This is a genomic window from Collinsella sp. LCP21S3_C7 (assembly GCF_052118485.1).
In the GTDB taxonomy this organism is placed as follows: Bacteria; Actinomycetota; Coriobacteriia; order Coriobacteriales; family Coriobacteriaceae; genus Collinsella.
Map to the genome: position 1 here is coordinate 24,276 of NZ_JBQKHC010000018.1, position 20,337 is coordinate 44,612.

The 20,337-nt window shown below is 58.0% G+C and carries 13 protein-coding genes; 3 read left to right on the forward strand and 10 right to left on the reverse strand.

Features of this window, described 5'->3' with window-relative positions; translation table 11 throughout:
- Positions 1–66: 66 nt before the first annotated feature.
- Positions 67–1,638, reverse strand: a complete 1,572-nt coding sequence (locus ACTQ1E_RS07190; RefSeq protein WP_441565550.1) for an L-lactate permease — start codon at positions 1,636–1,638, stop codon at positions 67–69.
- Positions 1,639–1,815: 177 nt separating this feature from the next.
- On the opposite strand from ACTQ1E_RS07190, the gene ACTQ1E_RS07195 reads away from it, so the two are divergent.
- A complete protein-coding gene (locus ACTQ1E_RS07195) occupies positions 1,816–3,390 on the forward strand; it encodes a lipopolysaccharide biosynthesis protein (RefSeq protein ID WP_441565552.1) in 1,575 nt (524 codons plus the stop codon).
- Positions 3,391–3,707: 317 nt separating this feature from the next.
- Here the strand turns inward: ACTQ1E_RS07195 and ACTQ1E_RS07200 are convergent, their stop codons facing one another.
- Positions 3,708–4,547 (reverse strand): metallophosphoesterase, encoded by an 840-nt coding sequence (locus ACTQ1E_RS07200; RefSeq protein WP_441565554.1) that lies wholly within the window; start codon positions 4,545–4,547, stop codon positions 3,708–3,710.
- Between the two features lie 316 nt (positions 4,548–4,863).
- On the opposite strand from ACTQ1E_RS07200, the gene ACTQ1E_RS07205 reads away from it, so the two are divergent.
- Positions 4,864–6,465, forward strand: coding sequence for a potassium/proton antiporter (locus ACTQ1E_RS07205; protein ID WP_441565556.1), 1,602 nt, complete (start codon positions 4,864–4,866; stop codon positions 6,463–6,465).
- 337 nt (positions 6,466–6,802) lie between these two features.
- Here the strand turns inward: ACTQ1E_RS07205 and ACTQ1E_RS07210 are convergent, their stop codons facing one another.
- The 5 genes from ACTQ1E_RS07210 to ACTQ1E_RS07230 form a co-directional block, all read right to left on the reverse strand.
- On the reverse strand, positions 6,803–6,994 hold the full coding sequence (locus tag ACTQ1E_RS07210) for a hypothetical protein (protein ID WP_427727982.1): 192 nt from the start codon (positions 6,992–6,994) through the stop codon (positions 6,803–6,805).
- Between the two features lie 27 nt (positions 6,995–7,021).
- Positions 7,022–8,386: a hypothetical protein gene (locus ACTQ1E_RS07215; RefSeq protein WP_441565559.1), complete on the reverse strand. Its 1,365-nt coding sequence runs from the start codon at positions 8,384–8,386 to the stop codon at positions 7,022–7,024.
- Between the two features lie 78 nt (positions 8,387–8,464).
- Entirely contained in the window at positions 8,465–10,783 is a 2,319-nt protein-coding gene (gene brxL, locus ACTQ1E_RS07220; RefSeq protein WP_441565561.1) for a protease Lon-related BREX system protein BrxL, read from the reverse strand.
- 11 nt (positions 10,784–10,794) lie between these two features.
- On the reverse strand, positions 10,795–13,476 hold the full coding sequence (gene pglZ / locus ACTQ1E_RS07225; RefSeq protein ID WP_441565563.1) for a BREX-1 system phosphatase PglZ type A: 2,682 nt from the start codon (positions 13,474–13,476) through the stop codon (positions 10,795–10,797).
- A gap of 60 nt (positions 13,477–13,536) precedes the next feature.
- Entirely contained in the window at positions 13,537–14,505 is a 969-nt protein-coding gene (locus ACTQ1E_RS07230; RefSeq protein WP_441083224.1) for a hypothetical protein, read from the reverse strand.
- Between the two features lie 474 nt (positions 14,506–14,979).
- Here ACTQ1E_RS07230 and ACTQ1E_RS07235 point away from each other — a divergent pair, with 474 nt between their 5' ends.
- Positions 14,980–15,657 carry a DUF3800 domain-containing protein gene (locus tag ACTQ1E_RS07235; RefSeq protein WP_441565565.1) on the forward strand — a complete coding sequence of 226 codons (678 nt, stop codon included), beginning with the start codon at positions 14,980–14,982 and terminating at the stop codon, positions 15,655–15,657.
- Positions 15,658–15,839: 182 nt separating this feature from the next.
- Here ACTQ1E_RS07235 and ACTQ1E_RS07240 read toward each other — a convergent pair whose 3' ends face one another.
- From ACTQ1E_RS07240 to ACTQ1E_RS07250, 3 genes are all read right to left on the reverse strand, one after another.
- Positions 15,840–18,545 (reverse strand): hypothetical protein, encoded by a 2,706-nt coding sequence (locus ACTQ1E_RS07240; RefSeq protein WP_441565567.1) that lies wholly within the window; start codon positions 18,543–18,545, stop codon positions 15,840–15,842.
- Between the two features lie 403 nt (positions 18,546–18,948).
- Positions 18,949–19,512 carry a hypothetical protein gene (locus ACTQ1E_RS07245; RefSeq protein ID WP_441565569.1) on the reverse strand — a complete coding sequence of 188 codons (564 nt, stop codon included), beginning with the start codon at positions 19,510–19,512 and terminating at the stop codon, positions 18,949–18,951.
- A gap of 11 nt (positions 19,513–19,523) precedes the next feature.
- Positions 19,524–20,337 (reverse strand): hypothetical protein (locus ACTQ1E_RS07250; protein WP_441565571.1); only part of this gene is annotated, 814 nt, incomplete at its 5' end.

Sequence of the window (20,337 nt, forward strand, 5' to 3'; positions counted from 1 at the left end):
TTGAACAGGCAACATTCAAGGAGTGTCCCCGGATGCCGGCACAAAAGGAACGTCCCTAAGTGCCAACTATAGCGGCAAGCCTTGGCCGAGCATGGCGATGGCGCTCATAAGGATCAGCATGCCGGCGGCGTAGGGCAGGACCGCGCCCAGGAGCTCGGCATCCTTGCCGCGCACGTGCACGGCGGCCAGGCCGATGGCGAGCGTCTGCGGCGAGATCATCTTGCCGGCAGCGACGCCAAGCGCGTTCAGCGCGACCATCCAGTAGTCGCTCACGCCCAGCGCGGTGGCAGCCTGGCTCTGGATGGGACCAAACAGCATGCCAGAAGACGTGCCCGAACCGGTCACGAACGCACCGACCGCGCCGATCCACGGAGCCAGAACCGGGTACAGGCCACCGGCGACCGCAATGCAAAACGCGCTGATCGAAGAGATCATGCCCGCATAGCCCATAACCTTGGCACAGCCCAGAACCGAAAGCATGGTAATGACCGTCGGCATCATCTGCTTGACGGTCGCGGCCAGTACCTTGCCCATCAAGCGCGGCGAAGCACCCTGAATGGCGCCGCCGACAAACGCCGCCAGGAAAATCCAGACGCCCGGCGTGTTGATCCACGAAAACGTGAGCGTGCCGGGGTTCTCGCCGCAATACACCTGCACCTGGCTCGCAAACGGTGCGAGCGCAGCATGCACGGCAGGCACCAGGTTAGACGTTCCCAACAGCAGCACAAAGATCAGGATGAAGCACGACCAAGCCGAAAGCGCCGACTTAGCGGTGAGCTGCTCGCCGGCCTCGATATTCATGTGGAAGCGTGCGTCCAGATGCCCCGACTTCTCGGCACGCATGGCAAGCGCAGCTGTCAGCGCGAGCGAAACGATGGAACCGACGACGACGGCAAGCTCGGGACCCACAAACATAGCAACGACAAGAGCCGCACCGGCAAAGGACACGCCGGAGAGCACGGCGATGCCCGCCACGCCGTTCAGGCGCTCGGCAACGCCCGCAACATTACCCTGGTCATCGGCGACACGACCCGCAACCAGCACGATAAACAGCGGCATCATCACAAAGAAAGGCGCCAACTGCACCATCTGAACGGTCGCCAAATGTAGCGGATCCAGGCCCACCAGACCGGCAACGGACACCGTGGGAATGCCAATGGAGCCGTAGGGCGTGGGCACGCCGTTGGCCAGCAGACAGATGAGCACGGCGGGCACGGCCTTAAAGCCCAGGCCCGCGAGCATGCCGGCGGGAATAGCGACGGCGGTGCCAAAACCGGCCATGCCCTCCATAAAGCCACCAAAGCACCAGGCCACAAGCAGCGCCAGCAGACGGCGATCGCTGCTGATGGAGGTGATCATGCTGCCGATCACGTCCATGGCGCCCGTGCGAACGCACAGGTTATACGTGAACACCGCGGCGATGATTACCAAAACGATGGGCCACAGGGCCATCAAAAAGCCTTCGAGCGAGGCGGTCGCGATCTGTGCTGCCGGCAGGTGCCACCATGCGAAGGCAAGCACGCACGAAAGGACAAACGATCCGATGGCGGCTTTCCAAGCTGGCCATTTAAAACACAGCAGCATCACGACAAGCCAAATGATCGGCACAAGAGCCAGCAAGAATGCGGCGACGTCCATAGGTAGAAGCTCCTTGGTGCCGGGCGGGCGGCATCGGGGTATCACAAAACTTTAACATGATACCGCACGCTCACCGACAATTTACTGCCGCCCCCCGAAAATATTGAACAATCCGTTCAAAAACATGAGTGACACCGTCGCGTCTATACTAGAACGCAGCAATAGAAAGGACCCGCCTTGAGCATCTCGCCCCTCGATAGCATCCGCCGCGCCATCGCCCGCCGCAACGGCATCGCCAACCCCGCTGTATCGGGCGGGGCGCACGGACAGGGCGGCCGCATCGAGAACGGCCTGTTCCCCGCATCGCACACCGCCGAGGAGCTCGCGCGTATCCAGGAGCTGAGTCAGCGCAACGCCGGCGGGCCAAATAGCGGCCAAGCCACGCGTCGTCGGCGCGAGCGCGATCGCGAGCCCGGTCCTGTCCGCCGTATGGTCAACGCCTGGTGGAACCGCCTGCTCGGCGCCGTCTACGGCGGCGGTTTCTCCACGCAAGAAGCCGAATACGAGGAGCACGCCACCAGCCGCGACTACCTTTGGAATACCCTGGGCACCGCCGTGTGGGGCATGGCGTTTCCGCTGCTCACTATCGTGTCTACGCAGCTTGTAGGCGCCGAGGAAGCCGGCAAGTTTTCCATTGCCTTTGTCACCGGCACGCTCATCATGATCGCGTGCAACTACGGCGTGCGCAATTTTCAGGTCTCGGACATCGACGAGAAGACGTCCTTTGCCTCCTACCAGCTCAACCGCTGGCTTTGCGGAGCGATTGCGCTGGCTTGCGGCCTTGCATACAGCAGCGCCCGCGGCTACGACGCGCAGATGGCGACGATCGGCCTGGGCGTCTACCTCTATAAGGTGATCGACGGTATCGCCGACGTGTACGAGGGCCGCCTGCAGCAGGCCGATAAACTCTACCTGGCCGGCATGAGCCAAACGCTGCGCTCCGCCGGCGTCATCGCGGTCTTTAGCGTGGCGCTGTTCCTCACGCGCAGCATGCCCATCGCGGCCATGGCTATGGGTGTTACAGCGATCGCCTCGCTTGTGCTGGTCACCGCCCCACTCGCCCTGCTCGAAACCGAAAAATCGCGTCGCGTGAGCATACGCGAAGTCGGCCGCCTTTTTGCGCAGTGCGCCCCGCTCTTTGGCGCGCTCTTTTTGTTTAACCTTATCGAGAGCATGCCCAAATTTGTGATGGAAGGCACGCTGGCCTACAAATATCAGCTGTATTTTAATGCCTTGTTCTTTCCGGCGCAGGCCATTTTGCTGAGCATTGGTTTTATCTATAAACCGCAGCTCTTGCGTTTGTCGAGCATTTGGGCTAACCCGCGCAAGCGTCGCCGCTTTGACTTAATTATTGTCGCCGTCATGGCGCTGATCGTGGTTATCACTGGCGCATGCGCCGCGTTTATGGCAGGCCCCGGCATTCCCCTTATGAGCTTTATGTACGGCCTCAACTTTGAGCGCTACCGCACATTGGCGCTGCTGATGGTCGTCGCCGGCGGCATCACCGCAGCCATCGATTTTATCTACGCCATTATCACAGTGCTGCGCCACGCCGGCGATGTCACCAAGATCTACCTCATTTGCTTTGCCGTGAGCGTGGTGCTCCCGATGATCCTCATCAACCTACTGGGGCTGATGGGTGCCGTCGTAAGCTACCTGGCTATCATGGCCCTACTGCTGGTGCTGTTGATTATCGAGTACGCCCACATCCGCCAGCGCATAGAACGAGCCCGCAACCCGTACGGTGTCTAATTAGCTGCCTCGGCCACCGGAATTTGCGATGGAATTACCCGGGCTGGGGTCTTGTTGCGGACAATATGCATCACGCAAAACTAAGTGAGTAGACTTTTACCGAATCCCCGACCACACCGACAAAGTACAAGTCTGTGACCTGCGGTTTTGTTGAAGCAAACATGTTGGGTGCTCAGCATTTCCAAAATAGTCTACTCACTTAGCCAGCGGGCAGCCAAATGATTATGTAATCCCCGCCCCAGAAAAATCATTTGATGGGCAGAAGGGCAAAAGTAGTCAAAAAAGCCCCGTCCCAAATTAACTACCCTTTGCACCGATTATTCGCCGGGCAGAATGTTCGCATAGAACTCCGCACCATCATCCAGGCGCAGGATGCCGACGCGGCCGAACTCGGAGCCGGTGGCGGCGGCACAGTCGATGTCGATGCGGTCGGGAACGCCGGCGGTATCCTCACCGCCCAAGCGCACCATCTGTCCGCGGCCCGACTCCTCATCGAGCCCTGCCAGGCCGCCTACCTCGCAATAACGCCCGAGCGACACCGTGGGCGTGTGGCCGCTCACCACGACCGGACCCTTGCCCTCGGCAGATAGCAGCCCCGTCGGGGCATCCCAATAGCCATGGCGAATCCACAGCAAGTCATCGGACGACTGCACGGCAAGCATTTGCTGCAGCAGCTCGCTATCGGCATCGACCGCTCCCCTGCCGTCACCGCAATCGACACCATGCTCAAGCAAAAACGCACGCGCTGCCTCGGTCTGAATACCGGCGTGCACCAGCAGATACGGACGCTCGGCAGTCTCTGCCACCGCATAGAGCGGCAGGGCGGCAGCCCAGCGCACCAGCTCCTCGTATGCCTCAAACTCCATTTCGTTGAGCTGCTGGCGCGTGGTCCAACCGCCGTTGATATCCCAGGTCTCGGCATCGAGCGGGTCCTGGCCGATGATCGCGTCGAGCATAATCTGCTCGTGGTTGCCCTTAAGCACGCGAGCGTTGGGCAGCGAGCGCACCAAGTTGATGACGCCGACCGGATCGGGACCGCGATCGATCATGTCGCCCAACACGTACAGCGTGTCGTCGGACGCCAGCGAGATCTTGGAAAGGGCCTCGTCCAGCGCGCGCACGTGCCCGTGAGCATCGGATGTCACATAGATCGCCATGGAACGCCTTCCCCTGCATTACGGCCGAAGCCCGGAGCCACAACTAAAACTTCAAGTTGAACTTAAACGTTACCCATTGTACTCCGTTGCAATAAAGCTGGGAAGGGCCACGCGTCGCCAACGGTCGCCAACGCCCGCGCGCGCAGTTCACGGTGCACCGCCGGCAGCTGATTCCCGGCCAGCTTCGCACACGCCGCAGCCTCGTGTCGAAAATGCGCACGCCCGCAATCCACCCCCATAACCCACCATCTTTGGGTACAAATAACCGCAGATAACTGACCGTGCCACGCCAACCTCCCAGGAGCGGACACTATCCATGAACCAGATACTTCTCTTTATAGGCCTCGTCATCATTTTGTGCCTGACCATCAAACCCGTCGGCAAAAAGCTCCCCTTCCCCACCCTGCTCATCTTTATCGCGCTGGGCATGCTGCTGGGCGTCAACGGTCCGGCGCACATCGACTTTAGCGACTATGCGCTTACCGAAACCGTCTGCAGTACGGCGCTGCTGTTCATCATGTTCTACGGCGGCTTTAACACCAACATCGACCGCGCCAAGCCTGTCGCCGTGCCCGCGGTGCTGCTGAGCACGCTCGGCGTCGTCGTCACCGCCGGCATCACCGGCGCCTTTGCGCACTTCGCACTGGGCTTCGACTGGATTGGCGGCCTGCTGCTGGGCTCGGTCGTGGCGTCGACCGACGCAGCGAGCGTCTTTAGCGTGCTGCGCGAGCACAGTCTGTCGCTGAGAGGTGGCACTGACTCGCTGCTCGAGGTCGAATCGGGCTCCAACGACCCTGTCGCCTACATGCTCACCGCCGTGCTCGCAACCCTTGCGGCCGGCGGCGACATTAACATCCCTGTGCTGCTGGCCAAGCAGATCATCCTGGGTGTGGGCCTGGGCCTTGTCATCGGCTGGGCATCTGGCCGCTTGATCGAGCGCGCACACGCAACGGCCGAGGGCGCGCAGACCATCTTTTTGTTCGCCGTGGCGATCGTCGCCTACGCGCTGCCGAGCTATCTGGGCGGCAACGGCTTTTTAGCCGTGTACCTTGCCGGCATTGTGCTGGGTGCGAGCGACATCACCGGTAAGGTCGAGCTGGCGCACTTCTTTGACACCCTCACCGAGATGGCCGAAATGACCATCTTCTTTTTGCTCGGCCTACTCGTGACGCCCGCGCGCCTGCCGCAAATGCTACTACCGGGCCTGGCGCTCATGGCGTTTATGCTCTTTGTGAGCCGCCCCATCGCCGTGGGCACGCTGCTGGCGCCCTTTAAGTCCAATCCTCGCCAGGTCGCACTCGTAAGCTGGGCGGGCCTGCGCGGCGCGGCTTCGGTCGTGTTTAGCCTCTTTGCCGTGGTGGCCGGTATTCCCGGTGGGCACGACCTGTTTGACCTGGTGTTTGTGATTGCCGTGGCGAGCATTGTGGTGCAGGGCTCGCTGCTGCCTGCGGTGGCAAAGAAGCTCGACATGATCGACGCGGAAGGCGACGTGCGCCGCACCTTTAACGATTACCGCGACGAGGACGGCATGTCGTTTGTTAAGCTCAAGGTTGGCGCGGGGCATCCGTTTGCCGGGCGCTCGCTTGCCGATATTGGCAACGCTACGAACATGCTCGTCGTCCTGGTGCTGCGCGATGGCGCGCATCCGGTACTGCCCAACGGGGATACTGTGATCAAGGAAGGTGACCTGTTGGTGATGGCTGCCCCGACATTTGAAGATCGTGCCGAGGTAACGCTGCGCGAGGTCACCGTGACACCCCACGGCCGCCTGGCAGGGCTGCGCCTGCGCGATGTGCCACAAGGCAAGCACCCCTTTATCGTCGTGATGCTCAAGCGCGACGGCCAAACCATCATCCCCGACGGCAACACCCTCATATACGCCGGCGACGAAGCCGTCATCGCCACGCTGGCGTCGTAGCGGGCAGGGACAGCCGTCCCGAATTGGCTACATTTGAGCATCAATCGCCCCGGCTGGGGTCTCATTGAGGACAATTAGCATCTCTCAAAACTAAGTGAGTAGACTTTTGCCGAATCGCCGACCACGTCACCAAAGCACAAGTCTGTGACCTGCGGGTTTGTTGAAGCAAATTAGTCGTGTGCTCAGCATTTCCAAAAAAGTCTACTCACTTAGCCAGCGTGCAGTCAAAATAGAACGGTCGCCCGCTCATTAGGCTCCATTGGGACGGCTTATCGTGCATGTTCGCGCAGCGGCGGGCGCAGACGACCGTCCCAAATTAGCTATCCTTGTCACATTCTTAGTCATCGTCGACGGCAAAATCACGGAGGTCGAGGCCTTCGCGTTCGGCTCGGGCTAGGAGCTCTTGAGGGGACTCATCCTCGATATCCACTACGTCGAGCATGGCAGCCGGAAAGCCCACGCCTGCTGCACTCCCCGCGCGATCGAGCAGGCTCTCGCGCAGCTGGTCCACATCAACTTCGATCTTCATGGTGAAACCTCCTACCAGGCCAGGCTCCTACTCAGCAGCGCTAAGCTTATCCACAGCAGCAACAAAAGCCGCAACCTGCTTGTCGTCCATCTGCACAGCCAAACGCCCCACGGGCTCATCGTAGGCGAACTGCACCTTATCGATAAAGCAATCCCAAGCACGCTCATCCACACGCACGGCAGCCTCGCAATACTGACTGAGCTTTTTGAGTCCATACCAAAACGCATTCACATGGCGCGTGGGGTCCTCATCCAGCACACCATCGTAGCGACGCCCGTTAAACTCACGCATGCGTGCCACGGCAACCTCGAGCGAGTCCCCGCCCTCGGCCGAAGCCTCATCCACCAGCTCGGGAATCGGAACCTCACGGCGAACATCGTGCCTGGTAGCGCCATCGTACTCGCCCACCAGCACGTCTTCGTCAAGCCGAGAATCATAGTCAACATAGCTCGAGCCGCTGCAAGTCCCATGCGGCGAGCCAGAGCCAAACGCACAGAACAACCCGCCGTCGGCAACAACGCGACGGTAGGTCTCAAACGACTTCTTAACCTGAGCGAGCAACTCGAAAAGCAAACCGGCATCGCACGCCGTCTCGCACGCAACGCACGCAGGCTCGGGCAACGATACCGGCTCCACCGTGCTCCCTGCAATGCGGGCGGCGCGCTCGGCCCGATACGCCTGCGCTGCCAAGCGCGCTCGCTGCGCAGCGCCGCGCACGTTGGTAAGTTCACGCTCCAACGCCACGTCACCAGCTGCATCGCCAGCCAAATCGCCCGTAAACCCGTCAGCGCCCTGCGACCCTGTCGCACTCAGCTCGGACTCAAACGTCGCTGTGATCATACCCGCAAGGTCCGTCGCATCGGCGGCACAACGCAACTGTTCCAGCTGCGTACACAGCAGGTCGGCATCCAAAGGCACAGCATCCACAACGCGCACGCCATTCAGGCGCGCCGCGTCCCGTAGCACCATAGCCCCCGCGGCATCGTACGCCGCGCGAACCTTGTCCGCCGTATTCGCACGCAGCTTTACCTCGATAAACGCAAGCGTCTGCTCCAAACGGGTCAGCAGCTCGGCCTTGTCCTCCATGCGCAAAAAGGCGGCATAGCGGCGCTCCATCTGCAGTGGACCGACAATGCCCGCCTGCTTGCGAGCCCGCGCAAGGGCCGCACCCTCAACACGGCGAACATACCCGTCAACAGCCCGCACGGCAGAGTCGCGCGCAGCGTGCTCGGCAGCCTCGACGCCCCTAAGCACGCTCAGCAGCTCGCGGGAGCGCGCCTTGCGCACCAGCTCCCCGCGATCGTACTGCTCAAGCGCCGTCTGACGCTTGGCTACCGACTCAAAGCCAAACAGCTCGTCGAGCAGCTCACCAACAGAACGCTCGCCCGCCATAGCAAGGCCTCCTCACGCACTACGCACCCACATGCCCGCGGGGCACCCGAACACCGGACGCCCCGCACGCCCGCACTCCTACAGATCCAGTGCCTTCTTCGCGGCGTCGACCGGGTCGCCATCCATGTAGAACACCGGGCTCAGGCCCGAGATAATCTCGGACGAAACACTCTGCAAACCCGCAATAGCACTCAGCGGCAAAATCACGCGCTTGGCGCCGGCGTTTTTGGCCACGCGCATAATGTCCTCGAGCCCACGGATCTCGTCCATAGAGCCCGACATGCGCAAGATTCCCGGAATCGCCAGCGCAGGCATCACCGGGCGGTTGCACGCCGCGGAGCACAGGCCCACGAACTCGGCGAGCGAAACTTCCTCGGACAGGCCCTTGCTCTGCAGGTCGTTGTAGAACAGCAGGTAATCCTTGGAGCCAATGTGCATGCCCGGCGCCACGCGGTTCGCCAGGTTCACAAAGTTGTCGAACGCGGCCTCCAGCGTATCGCGCACCGGCTTGTTAAAGGCCACGCCCTCGTGCTTAAACTTGCACTCGCCGGCAACGGCCTTGTTCTCCAGCTTGTACACGGCGACCTCGCCGCCCTGCGACCTGCCCACGCCAAACACGTGGCCGGACAGCAGCGGCCCGTCGGGAATCAGCGTGTCCTCGCTCTGCTCGGGCACGCGCACCACGTGCACGTCCTGCGGGTTGTCGGCATCCATATAGCCCAGGTTAACGTCGATAAACTCGACGCCCGCCATAATCTTGAGCTGCTCCTTTACGCGGCGACGACCCTCGATGGCGTAGTCCAGCAGCCAGCGCACGTCGTCCTTGTCCATGGCCTCGTCGGGAAACAGCAGCTTGGCCAGGCCGCTAAAGGTCTTGCGCACGGCGATCTCGTCACGTTTGTTAAAGTCGCTGTTAAAGCGGAAGTAACGGTCGATATGGTGCGTAAAGTCCTTGCGGCGCATCTCTTTGCAAAACTCCGACAGGCAGTCGGTGATCAGGCCATAATGCCCGGTCAGCAGGCTCGAGCGCATCTTGGGAATCTCCCAGCCCGGCAGGTAATAATGGATACGGTCGAAGAAGGCCGAATCGTTGTTAAACTCCGGCGGGAACGGATCAAACAGGTGCGTGGTCTTAAGGACGTTTTGCACGGTGTCGTTGATATTGCCCTCAAAGACCATGGAGGCATCGGCGTTGATCTGGTCACGGCCGCGCGCGTAGCTGCCGCTGGCCATGTAGTCCTTCATGATCTGCACGGCATTGGTGTCCTTAAAGCGCATGCCGGCGACCTCGTCGAACGTCACGCAATCCCAGTGGCCCACCAAGCCCACGCGATCGGCCCGCATGGAGTTCATGCGGCCGAACAGGTTGGCCGTGGTGGTCTGGCCGCCAGAGAGCAAGATGGCGTAGGGCGAGACCTCTTTGTATATATGGCTCTTACCGGTGCCGCGGGGACCCAGCTCGCACAGGTTGTAATTGCGCTCGATGAGCGGCACCATACGCTCGATAAAGTGCAGGCGCTCTTTCTCGGAAAGCTCGCTGGGTTCGTAGCCAGCTGAGCGCAGCAGCATGTTGAGCCACTCGTCGCGCGAGAAATACTGGCGCTCGTCGATCATGGCATCCAGGTCCAGATTGGGCATCTGGATGGGCGTAAGCGACGCCACACTAAACGGAGAGTCCTCGGGGCCGCGCTTTTTGCGCTTGGCCTTGGAGCGGCGCGGCGCATCGTCGCCAAAGACCTCCATGCCAAACTCGTCTTCCTCATCCACGGGATGACGATACTCGATGCTCATAATGCACCAAATGCCGCCCTGCAGAATCTTGGAATAGTCGCGCACGTACTCGGCCGGCATCACAAACGGCTCGATGGTCAGATTGGCAAACGATGCCACATAGATGTCTTTGTACTCGTCGAGCTTGGCCGTCACCTTGTCGATGATGGTAAAGCGGCCCAGTTCGCGAATCTTGGACTTAATGCGCTCGGACTCGTCGGGACGCACGTAGTTATCGGTGAGGATCCTGCGGATGCGATCCAGGCCCTCTGCCACGGCTTCCTCGTCATCGGTTGAGCAGTACATGCCCAGCAGATACTCAAGCACAAAGGTTGGCACGTTTGCGCCGCGCTTCATAAGGGCCGTCAGGTCCTTGCGCACGATCTTGCCAGCAAAGTGCTCGAGCAGTTTACCGTCCAGCCCGTCCATGTCGTAGCCCTCATCCTCGGGAGTCTCGGCCATAGCTTGGTCATAGCCATCGGTCGAGGACTCGTCCTCAACGGGCGCGACGGCCTCCACCGGCTCCGGGGCAGGCGCCGCAGCCTCAACGGACGCCGCAGCCTCCGCAGGCACATCCACATCAATCGAGGGAACTTCCCACAGATTGTCGTCATGGCTATCAATCATAGGGCACACTCCTAAAAACCAAAGTCAGCAACAGGGGCAAACGAAACGGCGATGGTATACGTCTCGCGCCAAACGATCTTGCCCGACTGGGCATCGCGGCAAACCAGCAAATGGGACGAGCCGGACCCAAACGACACACCCGTCTTAAGCGTAAAGCGAGCCTCGACCACGCGGTCCTGCGGGTTGGGCGAAGTCATGTCCGCATGCACGCGAGCAACGTCGCTCACCTCGTTGCCGGTCTCGTCGGTAAACACCAGCTCGTACTCGCACGGCAGCACCTTGCCCGTAGCGGCCTCCTCCTGCAGCAACTTAATGCCAAACAGCGAGTTGGTAACGCGGCGGCTCTCGCTGAGCACGCGCAGCTTCGCAGTCTGCGTATCAACGAATTCCTTTGAGGACGCACTCAGGCGGCGATACCCGACCACCGGCACCACGAGCTCCTGCAGACTCACGCCGCCATGCACGTAGCGCTTGGTTCCGCCGGGTCGCTTGTAGTGCACGATCCCGCGCGGAGCCAAGCCAACGTAGCCGCCGCCCGGCACCACATGGTCCATGTTCATGGCTAAACACGGGCTACCGTCCGCGCCGTTAGCGATATCGGACAAGGTGTCGCCCTGAGCGACCACCGCATGGCGCTTGCCAAACAGCACCGGATCGTCGGGCAGGTCGTTCTTGCCCAGGAACAAGCATTCCGGCAGTTCGTTGGCCGTGTACAAAAAGCCATGGTCGGATGTAATCGTCACGCGGGCGCCTGGCGCGTCGGTGCACACGCGCTTGGCGATCGAGACCAGCTCGTCCACGCTCTCGGCGCACGCATCGAACACATCGCTTTCGGTGGCGAGCTTCTCCCCCGTCGCGTCGATCTTGTTGTGATACAGGTACACGATCTCGCTGGACTTGAGCAGCTCCTTGCGGTCGGCGGCAGACATATCCAGATACGCCGCGGCACTCAGGGCACGACCCGTAGGCGCGGCCTTCTGCAGCACCGCTTGACGATCGACCGTAGAACCCGTGGGCATATCATCGAGCAGCACGGCGCCCGTTTCCATGTTGAGCGTCATGGCCTGATGCGGCAACAGCGCCGGCATGCCCATCTCGGTAATAGAGGGAAACATCGCCTGCACGCTACCCATGCGCACCTCGCCGCCGCGCTCGCGCTCCAAAGCGGCAGCCACGTCCTGCGCCACCTCGTAGCGCAGCGCATCGCTGATCAGGACCACCTTGGCCTTGGCACTACCGGTATACGTGGGCAGCGTCTCCCAATAAAACAGGTCTTGGCGAGCAACACCCTCAACATAGCCGGCATCGCGCCACTGCGCCTGGGCGGCATTGGCCCAGCACGCGTTGCTCTCGGTCAGATACCAGTTAACGTAGTTGTTCTCGGCCCATTCGACCGCGCGGCGCTCGGGCTCCTCCAACAGGTCGACACCACGAAGCTTGCAGCGCTCGTTGGCCTGGCGCAGCGCGCGGTATGCCGCATCCATGCGCCACCAATCTGTGGTATAGGCCTCCCATACCTCGGCCGCCTGGGCAATATGGAATCCACCCGCATGGTCGCGCTTAAAGGCTGCCATGTCGGCCAGCGCCAAAAGCACCTGGTAATAGCAGGAGACATCGTCGTACCAGCACAGGTCGCGACGGGCCGCGGCAACACGACGCGCCTCGTCAACGCGATCGGCACCCTGCGCCAGCGAGGTGAGCAGGTCGCTCAAAATGGCCTCGTCAACGCACGGGAATACATCCAGGCGCAGCAGATCGTCGGTAGGCAGAGCACCAAACACATGGCGCAGGCCGCACGCGTCCTGGACCAGCTCGCAAATCTCGCGCAGGTCATCAGACGCCGCAGCATCGCCCGCCCATTCGCGGACAACGGCAATACAATACGGCGCATAGGCAGGCGCAATATGGTTGGAAAGCTTTTGCAGCGCAGCCGCTGGCACCAGCGAGGCTGAGGCCGTCAGCAGCACATGGGCGGCAAAATCCTGGAGCGAATCGCGCTCGAACAGCGTACCCTCAAAGCCCGTGCGCTGACGCACAAAGGCAGCAAGGCTGTCGGCGGCCTCAAACTTTTGCGCCAGCTCCGACAGCGCCTCCGGGCCATCGCGCAGCAGCATAGTCAGGCACGCGCGCACAATAAACGGCATGGTGGCAGCGCTGGGATCGGAGCCGCCAAACATGGCGGCCAACAGGCCCAGCTCAACATCGGCCGCGCACGCAGGCGCGGGCATGCACTTAGAAAACTTGGCGACGCGGCCCTTGGCGGCAAAGAACGACTTGTGCGCCTGCAGTGCCTTGCGAATATCCCTCGCGTTGGAGGCCCCCAGCTGATCGGCCAGCAGTGACAGATAGTCCGCCGAGAACTGATCGGCGTACAGTTCAACATCGGCCAGCCAATCGCCCTCGAGGCCGCCACGCCCCTGCTGGCGATACACCAGCATGTCGCTCGTGGTGTCCTCGCGGGCGATAAGGCGCTTGACCTCAAACATATGCCCGTCGCAAGCCTCCACAAAGCGCACCGGACGCGGCAGGCGCTGCTCTACCGCTTCGCCAAAGCCGCCCTCGGCAAGCTCGGCAAACGTGGCGGCAAACTCGCCTTCCGCGTCGTGCCACACCACCACGCGGCGCTCACGGCAATCGGGCAGCGGCTGTTCAAAGCGCGCCGCCAGCTCTTCAATTACATCGAACTTTGCCATCTAACAATCCCACTGTCATACCGGTCAAAACAATTCGCGTAACGCGTAATCACGTGTGCATTATTTTATCTTTGCCAGCACATCCTGGAACTTGGCATAGTTGACCTTAACGCCGTCGTCCAGGTCAATCTTGATCATCTGGTCGGCCAGGTGATGCAGCTTTTCCTCGTAGGCAACGGTCTCGGTCAGCTGGTCCTTCAGCTTTTTGATGCGCTTGGTCAGCGCGACCTTCTCACCGCGCTCGGCCGTGGCCAGCGCGTCCTCGGCGTCGGCGATCTGCGAGCGATAGCGCTCCTGCTGCTCGTGCACATAGTCGGTACGAATGCGCGCCAGCAGATCGGGCGTATAGCGGTGCATGTAGACCAGAGCCATAAAGCCGTTCTTCTTGCCGCTGTCGAACAACCAGTAGATGGGGCGCTTCTTGTAGGTCTGGCAGTGGTCCTTAAAGAAGTCCTTCAAAAAGTAGGCGCGAATTACCTCGCGCGAGGTACCCTTGCCGCCGAGCGCCTCGGCAATAAAGGCTAGGTTCTGCTCGAGCGTCTCCTCGCCGTACACGGTGCGCACAAAGTCGATAAAGTAGCGAACGATGTCGTCGTCAAAGTACTCGTCATCGGTGATGGGCAGCACATTGTCGCCATCGGGCATAAAGGTCACGTGATCGGGATCGGGCATCTTGACCAGGTAGTCGTTAACCGTGGCCCCCTGGTCGGCGAGGACCAGACCGTCCACGTCCAGCGAATAGCGACCAAACATGCAGCCCACGGCATAGCTTATAAGCGAGGTAATCTCGTCGCGCTTGGTGCGCACGTACTTGTTGCCCTTGTAGCTCTCGGGAATCTCGTCGGCGGTATCGAAGATGCGCGCCACCGAGACGTACTTGTCCTCGACCTCGATGGGCACCTCGCCCTCCATGTTGTAGATCTTGGCAAAGATTCGGTTGAGCTCCTCCTCGTTAGCGCGAAGCTGCTCAAAGCGAGCATTGACCTCGGCCTTGCGAGCCTCGTATTTATCGGCGAGCAACGTTGCCATATCTCTATCCCATCCAATCAGGACCGATTAAAAGCCCAATAAAACTAGCTAAGTCAACATAGACAAGTCTACCCGACGGCAAAGCTTATAGCGCCCTATGCAGAGCATTCTGAGACACCATTTTGAGGGCACGCCCACTACAGGCGAACCCCGCTGCGCAGCCAGTATGTATTAACTTACTCCACCAGCCCCACCATTTGTTGAGCAACAAGTGCGAGCGGTAGCCATAGGGCCATAGCCGCAGCACCCCAACCAAAACAGCACGAACGAACATGACCCACTATCTCAGACCAGACCACGGCATATTCCTAAAACCCCAGGCAGATTGACGAACATGTGTTTGGTCATTATAATTTCTACTTGAATAGACTCCTCGTCTCGTGGTATAAAAAGGTTGGTACCCTCGAATAGAGGGACCTCCAAGAGCCGGGGGCTTCCCCCCGGCATTTTTTATGCGTAAATGGAGGTCACCTCATGACGGAACTCTCGATCTTTATCGATGAATCGGGTGATGCGGGTCCCGTATCCCGCTACTATATCGTCACCCTTGTCTTTCATGAGCAAGCAAACGAACTAAAGGAAAATATCGCCGCGTATGAACGCAACGTTAGAGACTGTGAACTCGATGTGATGCCATTCCACTTTGGGCCTCTTCTCACGGGCCACGATGATTACCAGTGGGTCAGCATTCGCAACCGAAAGAAACAGCTCAGCCTGTTCCGCCAGTTCGTAGATCACTCCCCCATCACATACCGACCCTTCATCTACGACAAGAGGCAGGGCCTTTACGAACCGCAAAAGCTCTCCGAAAAGATCGAACGCGATGTTACGCTATTCCTTGCCGACCACCTGGCGTACATACAGAGCTTCAACCACGTCAAGATCTACTACGACGGAGGCCAAAGCGTTGTAACGCGCGCGCTTCACGGTGCCATCGAGAAGGCCATTTCCCAAAGGGCCACGGTTTATCGCGACGCTTCGCCCAGAACATTTCGACTATCTCAGGTCGCCGACTATATTTGCGGGATCGAACTCACGCTCCTTAAGTTCCAGAATGGAACAGCGACCAAAACAGACACGGAGTTCTTTGGCTCGATCACCCCATTCAAAAAGAACTTCGTTAAGAAGCTAAAGAAAAAGAGGCTCAATTGAGTCAGCCATTCGCACTGGAGCCATGGTATAAATGGGTTGCGTTCCTTTATGGAGGGCAATCAAGAGCCGGGGGATGTCCCCCGGCATTTTTTATGCCTGGATCCAATGCAGGCTCGACATAAAAACGGGAGGGGCATCCCTAGAGATGCCCCTGCAAAATACATCCGACTTCTGCTTCAAAATCAATCGTCCCATATATCCATGAACCTTTTATCGGTCAACACATAAGCAGTGCGATTGTTAATCGGAGAAACCTTTTTTACTGAATGAGTCCTGTCATACATATAGCAAACAACGCCCGCTTTTGAGAACGTATCTATTCCGTCAACAGCGTCCATCATGTCATATAAAGTAAATACTTCCCCAACGTCAACTGTTTGCGCAAACTGCTTCGCAAGCCGCTTGTTTTCCGGATCGGTCTTAGCCTTCCTCTTGCGATCGTACGCTTGTCGCATCTGCCAATCGGCATCCCAATAGCATTCATCAAATCGGTCACTTTTTGGCACGCTGGCACAGAATGCTTCGAGCTTAGCCCTGCGCTCTTTCTTTTCGGCTTCTATTTGTTCGAAGTTCGCTTCGGCCTCTTTAAACGCTAGCTGGGCATCGCTCTTTTGCTGTCGCAACTCATCGACCTTTGCTTTGACGAGCTTACTTGAGCCCTTGGAGAGTTTGACCTCGATCGCCTTAAGGCTGGAATCGACCTTTTCTATATGCTCGGTAAGATCCGAGAGCTTCTTCTTTGCTTGACGTTTATTGCTAATGTCGAACAATCCAAACGACTGAAGCTCTTTCTCGCAGCTCGAAACCTCATTATTAAGGTTGTTTCTTAGCTCTGCCAGCTGCTCTCGTTTGCGCTCTAGGTCCCGAAAGTAATCGAATTTTGAGATTGCCTCATTCAAATCGTCGACAATCGAATCTAGCTCGCGCTGGCGCCTCGCCTTGTTCGCTTTGGCGTCAAAGTAATCGCCGCGCATCTCATTGCATCGATCGGCAAGCGCGTAGACCCTATCCCTCGTCTCGTCCTCTGCCCAAGACTTTGGTTGAAACGGTTGAGGCTTCTCGTCCTCGGCCTTTTTCTTCTCGATGACCACATCATTCTTTTTCTCAGGCGCAGCCGCCTTCTCATCCTTGGCAGGCTCAGCGACCTTCTTCTCCTTGGCGGGCGCAGCATCCTTCTTCTCCGACGCCTTACTCTCCGGCGCGGCCTTCTTCTCCGGCGCAACGGGCGCCGGCACCGGATCCAGTCCAATGCGGGCGCGAATCTCACGCATGTGCTCGGAAGGGGCAAGGATGGCCTCTGCGTTACGCCCGTCTTCGAGGTCGCAATTAGATGCCCTCAGTAAAGCAACATCAATAACATTAGCTGCGGCAGAGCGAATGTCCTGATATACGGAGCTCTCTTTTCCGTAGAAGCGCTCCTGGGCATCGACCGCGTCAAGAATGCGATCCAGATAACGCTCGGAATCCGCATTTAGCTGAGCCAAAGCCTTTAAACCGGCATTCTCCCTATCAAGCGCAGTATTACCGTCTAGCAAACTGGTCTCGTATACTGCTGACGTATAAACACCTTGGCGAATAGAAATCAAAAGAGAAACGCCCTGGACTGCAAGCTCCCTGAACTCCTCGGGCTCGACCTTAGTTTCAAAGCATTTCTTAAACGCAATGTCCCAACTGAGAGGCTCCGCCTTATTAAGACGAACGGTCGACGCGAGTCCATCGACAAACGTGCGGGCCTCATCAACACGATCCCGATCCCATGAATAGAACGTCACGCGCATGCCGTCGTTGTCACGGTATAGAGGGTAGACATAGAACTCCAAGCCAATCCCCGTATCCATGCCAGGAAGTCCCACGCCAACCTGAACGACAGCGACAATGCACCCATCACCCTGAACTTCGTGATATTCAAGTCCTCTGGGAACCATGTTGTTTATGGGAGGGAAGTGGGTGGTCCTAATCACGGCGCGACGAACCTCGAGCTGGTCCATGATGCGCATTTCCTCTGGTGTTTCAGGGCGCCACGAATAAAGAACCTGAGCCCCTTCCATGCGCCTGTTGGACGAAGCGGAGCTTAAAACAAAGGTATCTTTTTGGCTGGGGTCGGAATCGACAATCCAGCCATCGGGAAGCGCCACGGAAAACGCATTACCCCATACGCGGTCGCCCTCGCTTGCAGCAACCTTCCTATCACCGCCTGCGTTACCAGGCCGCTCCCCTCCCGCGGGGGCAGACGCCGCGCCGCATCCGTCTGAGGCCGAGGTGTCCAGCTGAATCGCCGGGGCAGAGTAGACCATCATCGTTGCCGGCTTTTCCTGCACGCCCGGAACGTCCGTCACGTTGCCTACGACCAGCGTGGATAGATCGACGTTCTTCGCCGCAACAAACGTCACCTTAAACGAGGCGCCTTGCTGGCTACGCAGCCCTTGGCGCATATCCCAAAGCATTCGTGTGACCAAGTTGAAGAACTGCGGAATACCGCGAGCGATTCGCGTGTCATACATTACGCAATATGCATCGGGGGCCGGATTGTCGATTACGAGCGCCTTGTTACAGCCGCAGAAATCAGCCAAAACAAGGCCCGTCAAATCCCCTTCTCGAAGCATAGGGTAAAGCGCCTCGTGGATTGCGCTCCTGGGAACAATGAGATCCTCATCGGCCTCAACCAGGTTATTCAGAAAACCGTCGACAAAGCAGTTGAGATAATCATTCAAATCATCAAAGCCGCCCTGAGTGGCAAACTCGGTAAGCTCGGGCACCTTTTCGTTATCGACATGCAAACCGGTCGCAGCGTGATGATGACCGTCCCAGGTGATCATTCCGTCGTCAAAGCAAACGCAATAATCGGACAGCAGGTGGAAAAAAGAAGTCACCAAATCCATCTCAATCAACCTCTCGCTTAGGCTTCAGGAGCTACTTAACTTCCTTTGGGACGTTTACGATGAGGACTTCAGCCCCCTATCTCCTCGCCTTTGCCGAACACTGGCTTTAACTTAGCCCATCAACCTCACCATTTGTTGAGCAACAAGTGCGAGCGGTAGGTGTTGGGCTACGACCGTTGAGGTCAAATAAAAGCACCGGCTGGCAATACAATAATTTCCGATTTGCGCGGCATAAAAATAGAGGGCGTCCCATAAAGAGAAGCCCCCTTGCAAAACGGTCGAGCCGTTTTTCTTACGACGGGTATTCTGCACTTCAATTTGACAAGAAGTTCGTCCACACCCATGGTTGATTCATGGACAAATCCGAGCCGAGCACCGCTTTCACGGACATCTAACGAGCATCTGGGATCAATCATTTCATCCCCGAATACACAGAATCTCGAATTGCTTGTAAGACGGGTTGAACAAGTTTAAATGCCTCTCTCTCGTTTTTCCGATAAGAGTCCCGAAGCTTACTTGCCTCCTCCTCGTAAGCATCAAGATCGTCCACTTGTTCGACATACTCTGGAGGATGCTCATCATCAGGCTGATTAGAAATAGTATAAAAATGTTTTTTATGCAGTTCTTTTGAATCATGTTTGTAAGACTCGTAGTCTTTGTTAAGCGACGTAAGCATCGTCTTCATTGCTTCTAAGACGCTCTTCGATCCATATATTCTCACGTGATTGCTGAGAACCAGAGATTTCGAGTAGAAATCGGCACAAAGTGCCCAGTCCGGGTTTTCCCGAAATGCATCAAGAAATGAAATCAGCTCATCATATGTTTCGACTCGTTTTTCTCTATATGCCTTTAGCACCTCTGATCTGGCAGTCAGTTTAGATGTAAACAGTGCTAGAGCAAGTGAGCCAAACAGAGTGATCAATTCGGGCCAATAGGGAAAACTGTTTATACAGCCCAAAGCAAAACTGGAGTCCATGTTGTCACCAGCTACACCAATGGATGGCGTTTGAAATCCCAAGAGGTTTCAAACGAATCCCAATCCGCTTCAGATTCAACGACTTGCTTGACAACAAGGGATTTAACGCCATCAGACGATTCCCGCGATGATACAACTGGAAAAGAGCCAACGACTCCAGCGCTCCAGTTCAATGTCGGATTTATCGCTTTAGAAAGTAGCTGAATTGCAGACGAATTTAACAGACCGAGGAGATACCAATACATCTCTGGATTGGGATAACAAGCTGGGCCGGCATCGCCCATGACATACTCATCTGTATTTAAAGCCCTGAAACTAATGTCACCCGAGGTAATTAGCGACCAGCACAGACATGATTTGAAGTAATCAGACTCGTTAATATTACCTGAACCTGGAAACGCTTTGATCTCCTTGCCATCGTCCTTCCAACGCACGACATAATCGCGATTACCATACCAACGACGATAGGGACCGCCTTTGGAGTAGAACTTATAATCAATGTCAATCAGTGAAGCAGAGACTTCATACCACTGTCGAAGAAACAAGTCATTATTTCCCGTAAACATCCCTTTACGTGTTTTCGCAATTTTTGCCAAAGGCCGCCCAACCTCGAAGGAGCCGCTTGCCCCTTTCCCAAGCCAGTAGGCTATGGGGGTGCCGGGGATCTGCTTGAAGGTCTCGGCGTCGCGGCGGTAGAACCAGCCGCAGCCGGGATTTCGGATTGCCTCGAGGGCCTTCTTGCGCTTGGCATCGCTGCCGTTGATGTCGACGAGGCGCACATAGGCGCCCTCGCATGCCGCGCGGCCGTTGTAGACGACGTCGGCC

Bases quoted from the DNA above. Each gene is read 5' to 3' on its own strand.
- ACTQ1E_RS07230 (WP_441083224.1), bottom strand. From the start codon at position 14,505: ATGGCAACGTTGCTCGCCGATAAATACGAGGCTCGCAAGGCCGAGGTC.
- brxL (WP_441565561.1), bottom strand. From the start codon at position 10,783: ATGATTGATAGCCATGACGACAATCTGTGGGAAGTTCCCTCGATTGAT.
- ACTQ1E_RS07210 (WP_427727982.1), bottom strand. From the start codon at position 6,994: ATGAAGATCGAAGTTGATGTGGACCAGCTGCGCGAGAGCCTGCTCGAT.
- ACTQ1E_RS07200 (WP_441565554.1), bottom strand. From the start codon at position 4,547: ATGGCGATCTATGTGACATCCGATGCTCACGGGCACGTGCGCGCGCTG.
- ACTQ1E_RS07215 (WP_441565559.1), bottom strand. From the start codon at position 8,386: ATGGCGGGCGAGCGTTCTGTTGGTGAGCTGCTCGACGAGCTGTTTGGC.
- ACTQ1E_RS07205 (WP_441565556.1), top strand. From the start codon at position 4,864: ATGAACCAGATACTTCTCTTTATAGGCCTCGTCATCATTTTGTGCCTG.
- ACTQ1E_RS07245 (WP_441565569.1), bottom strand. From the start codon at position 19,512: ATGGACTCCAGTTTTGCTTTGGGCTGTATAAACAGTTTTCCCTATTGG.
- pglZ (WP_441565563.1), bottom strand. From the start codon at position 13,476: ATGGCAAAGTTCGATGTAATTGAAGAGCTGGCGGCGCGCTTTGAACAG.
- ACTQ1E_RS07190 (WP_441565550.1), bottom strand. From the start codon at position 1,638: ATGGACGTCGCCGCATTCTTGCTGGCTCTTGTGCCGATCATTTGGCTT.
- ACTQ1E_RS07235 (WP_441565565.1), top strand. From the start codon at position 14,980: ATGACGGAACTCTCGATCTTTATCGATGAATCGGGTGATGCGGGTCCC.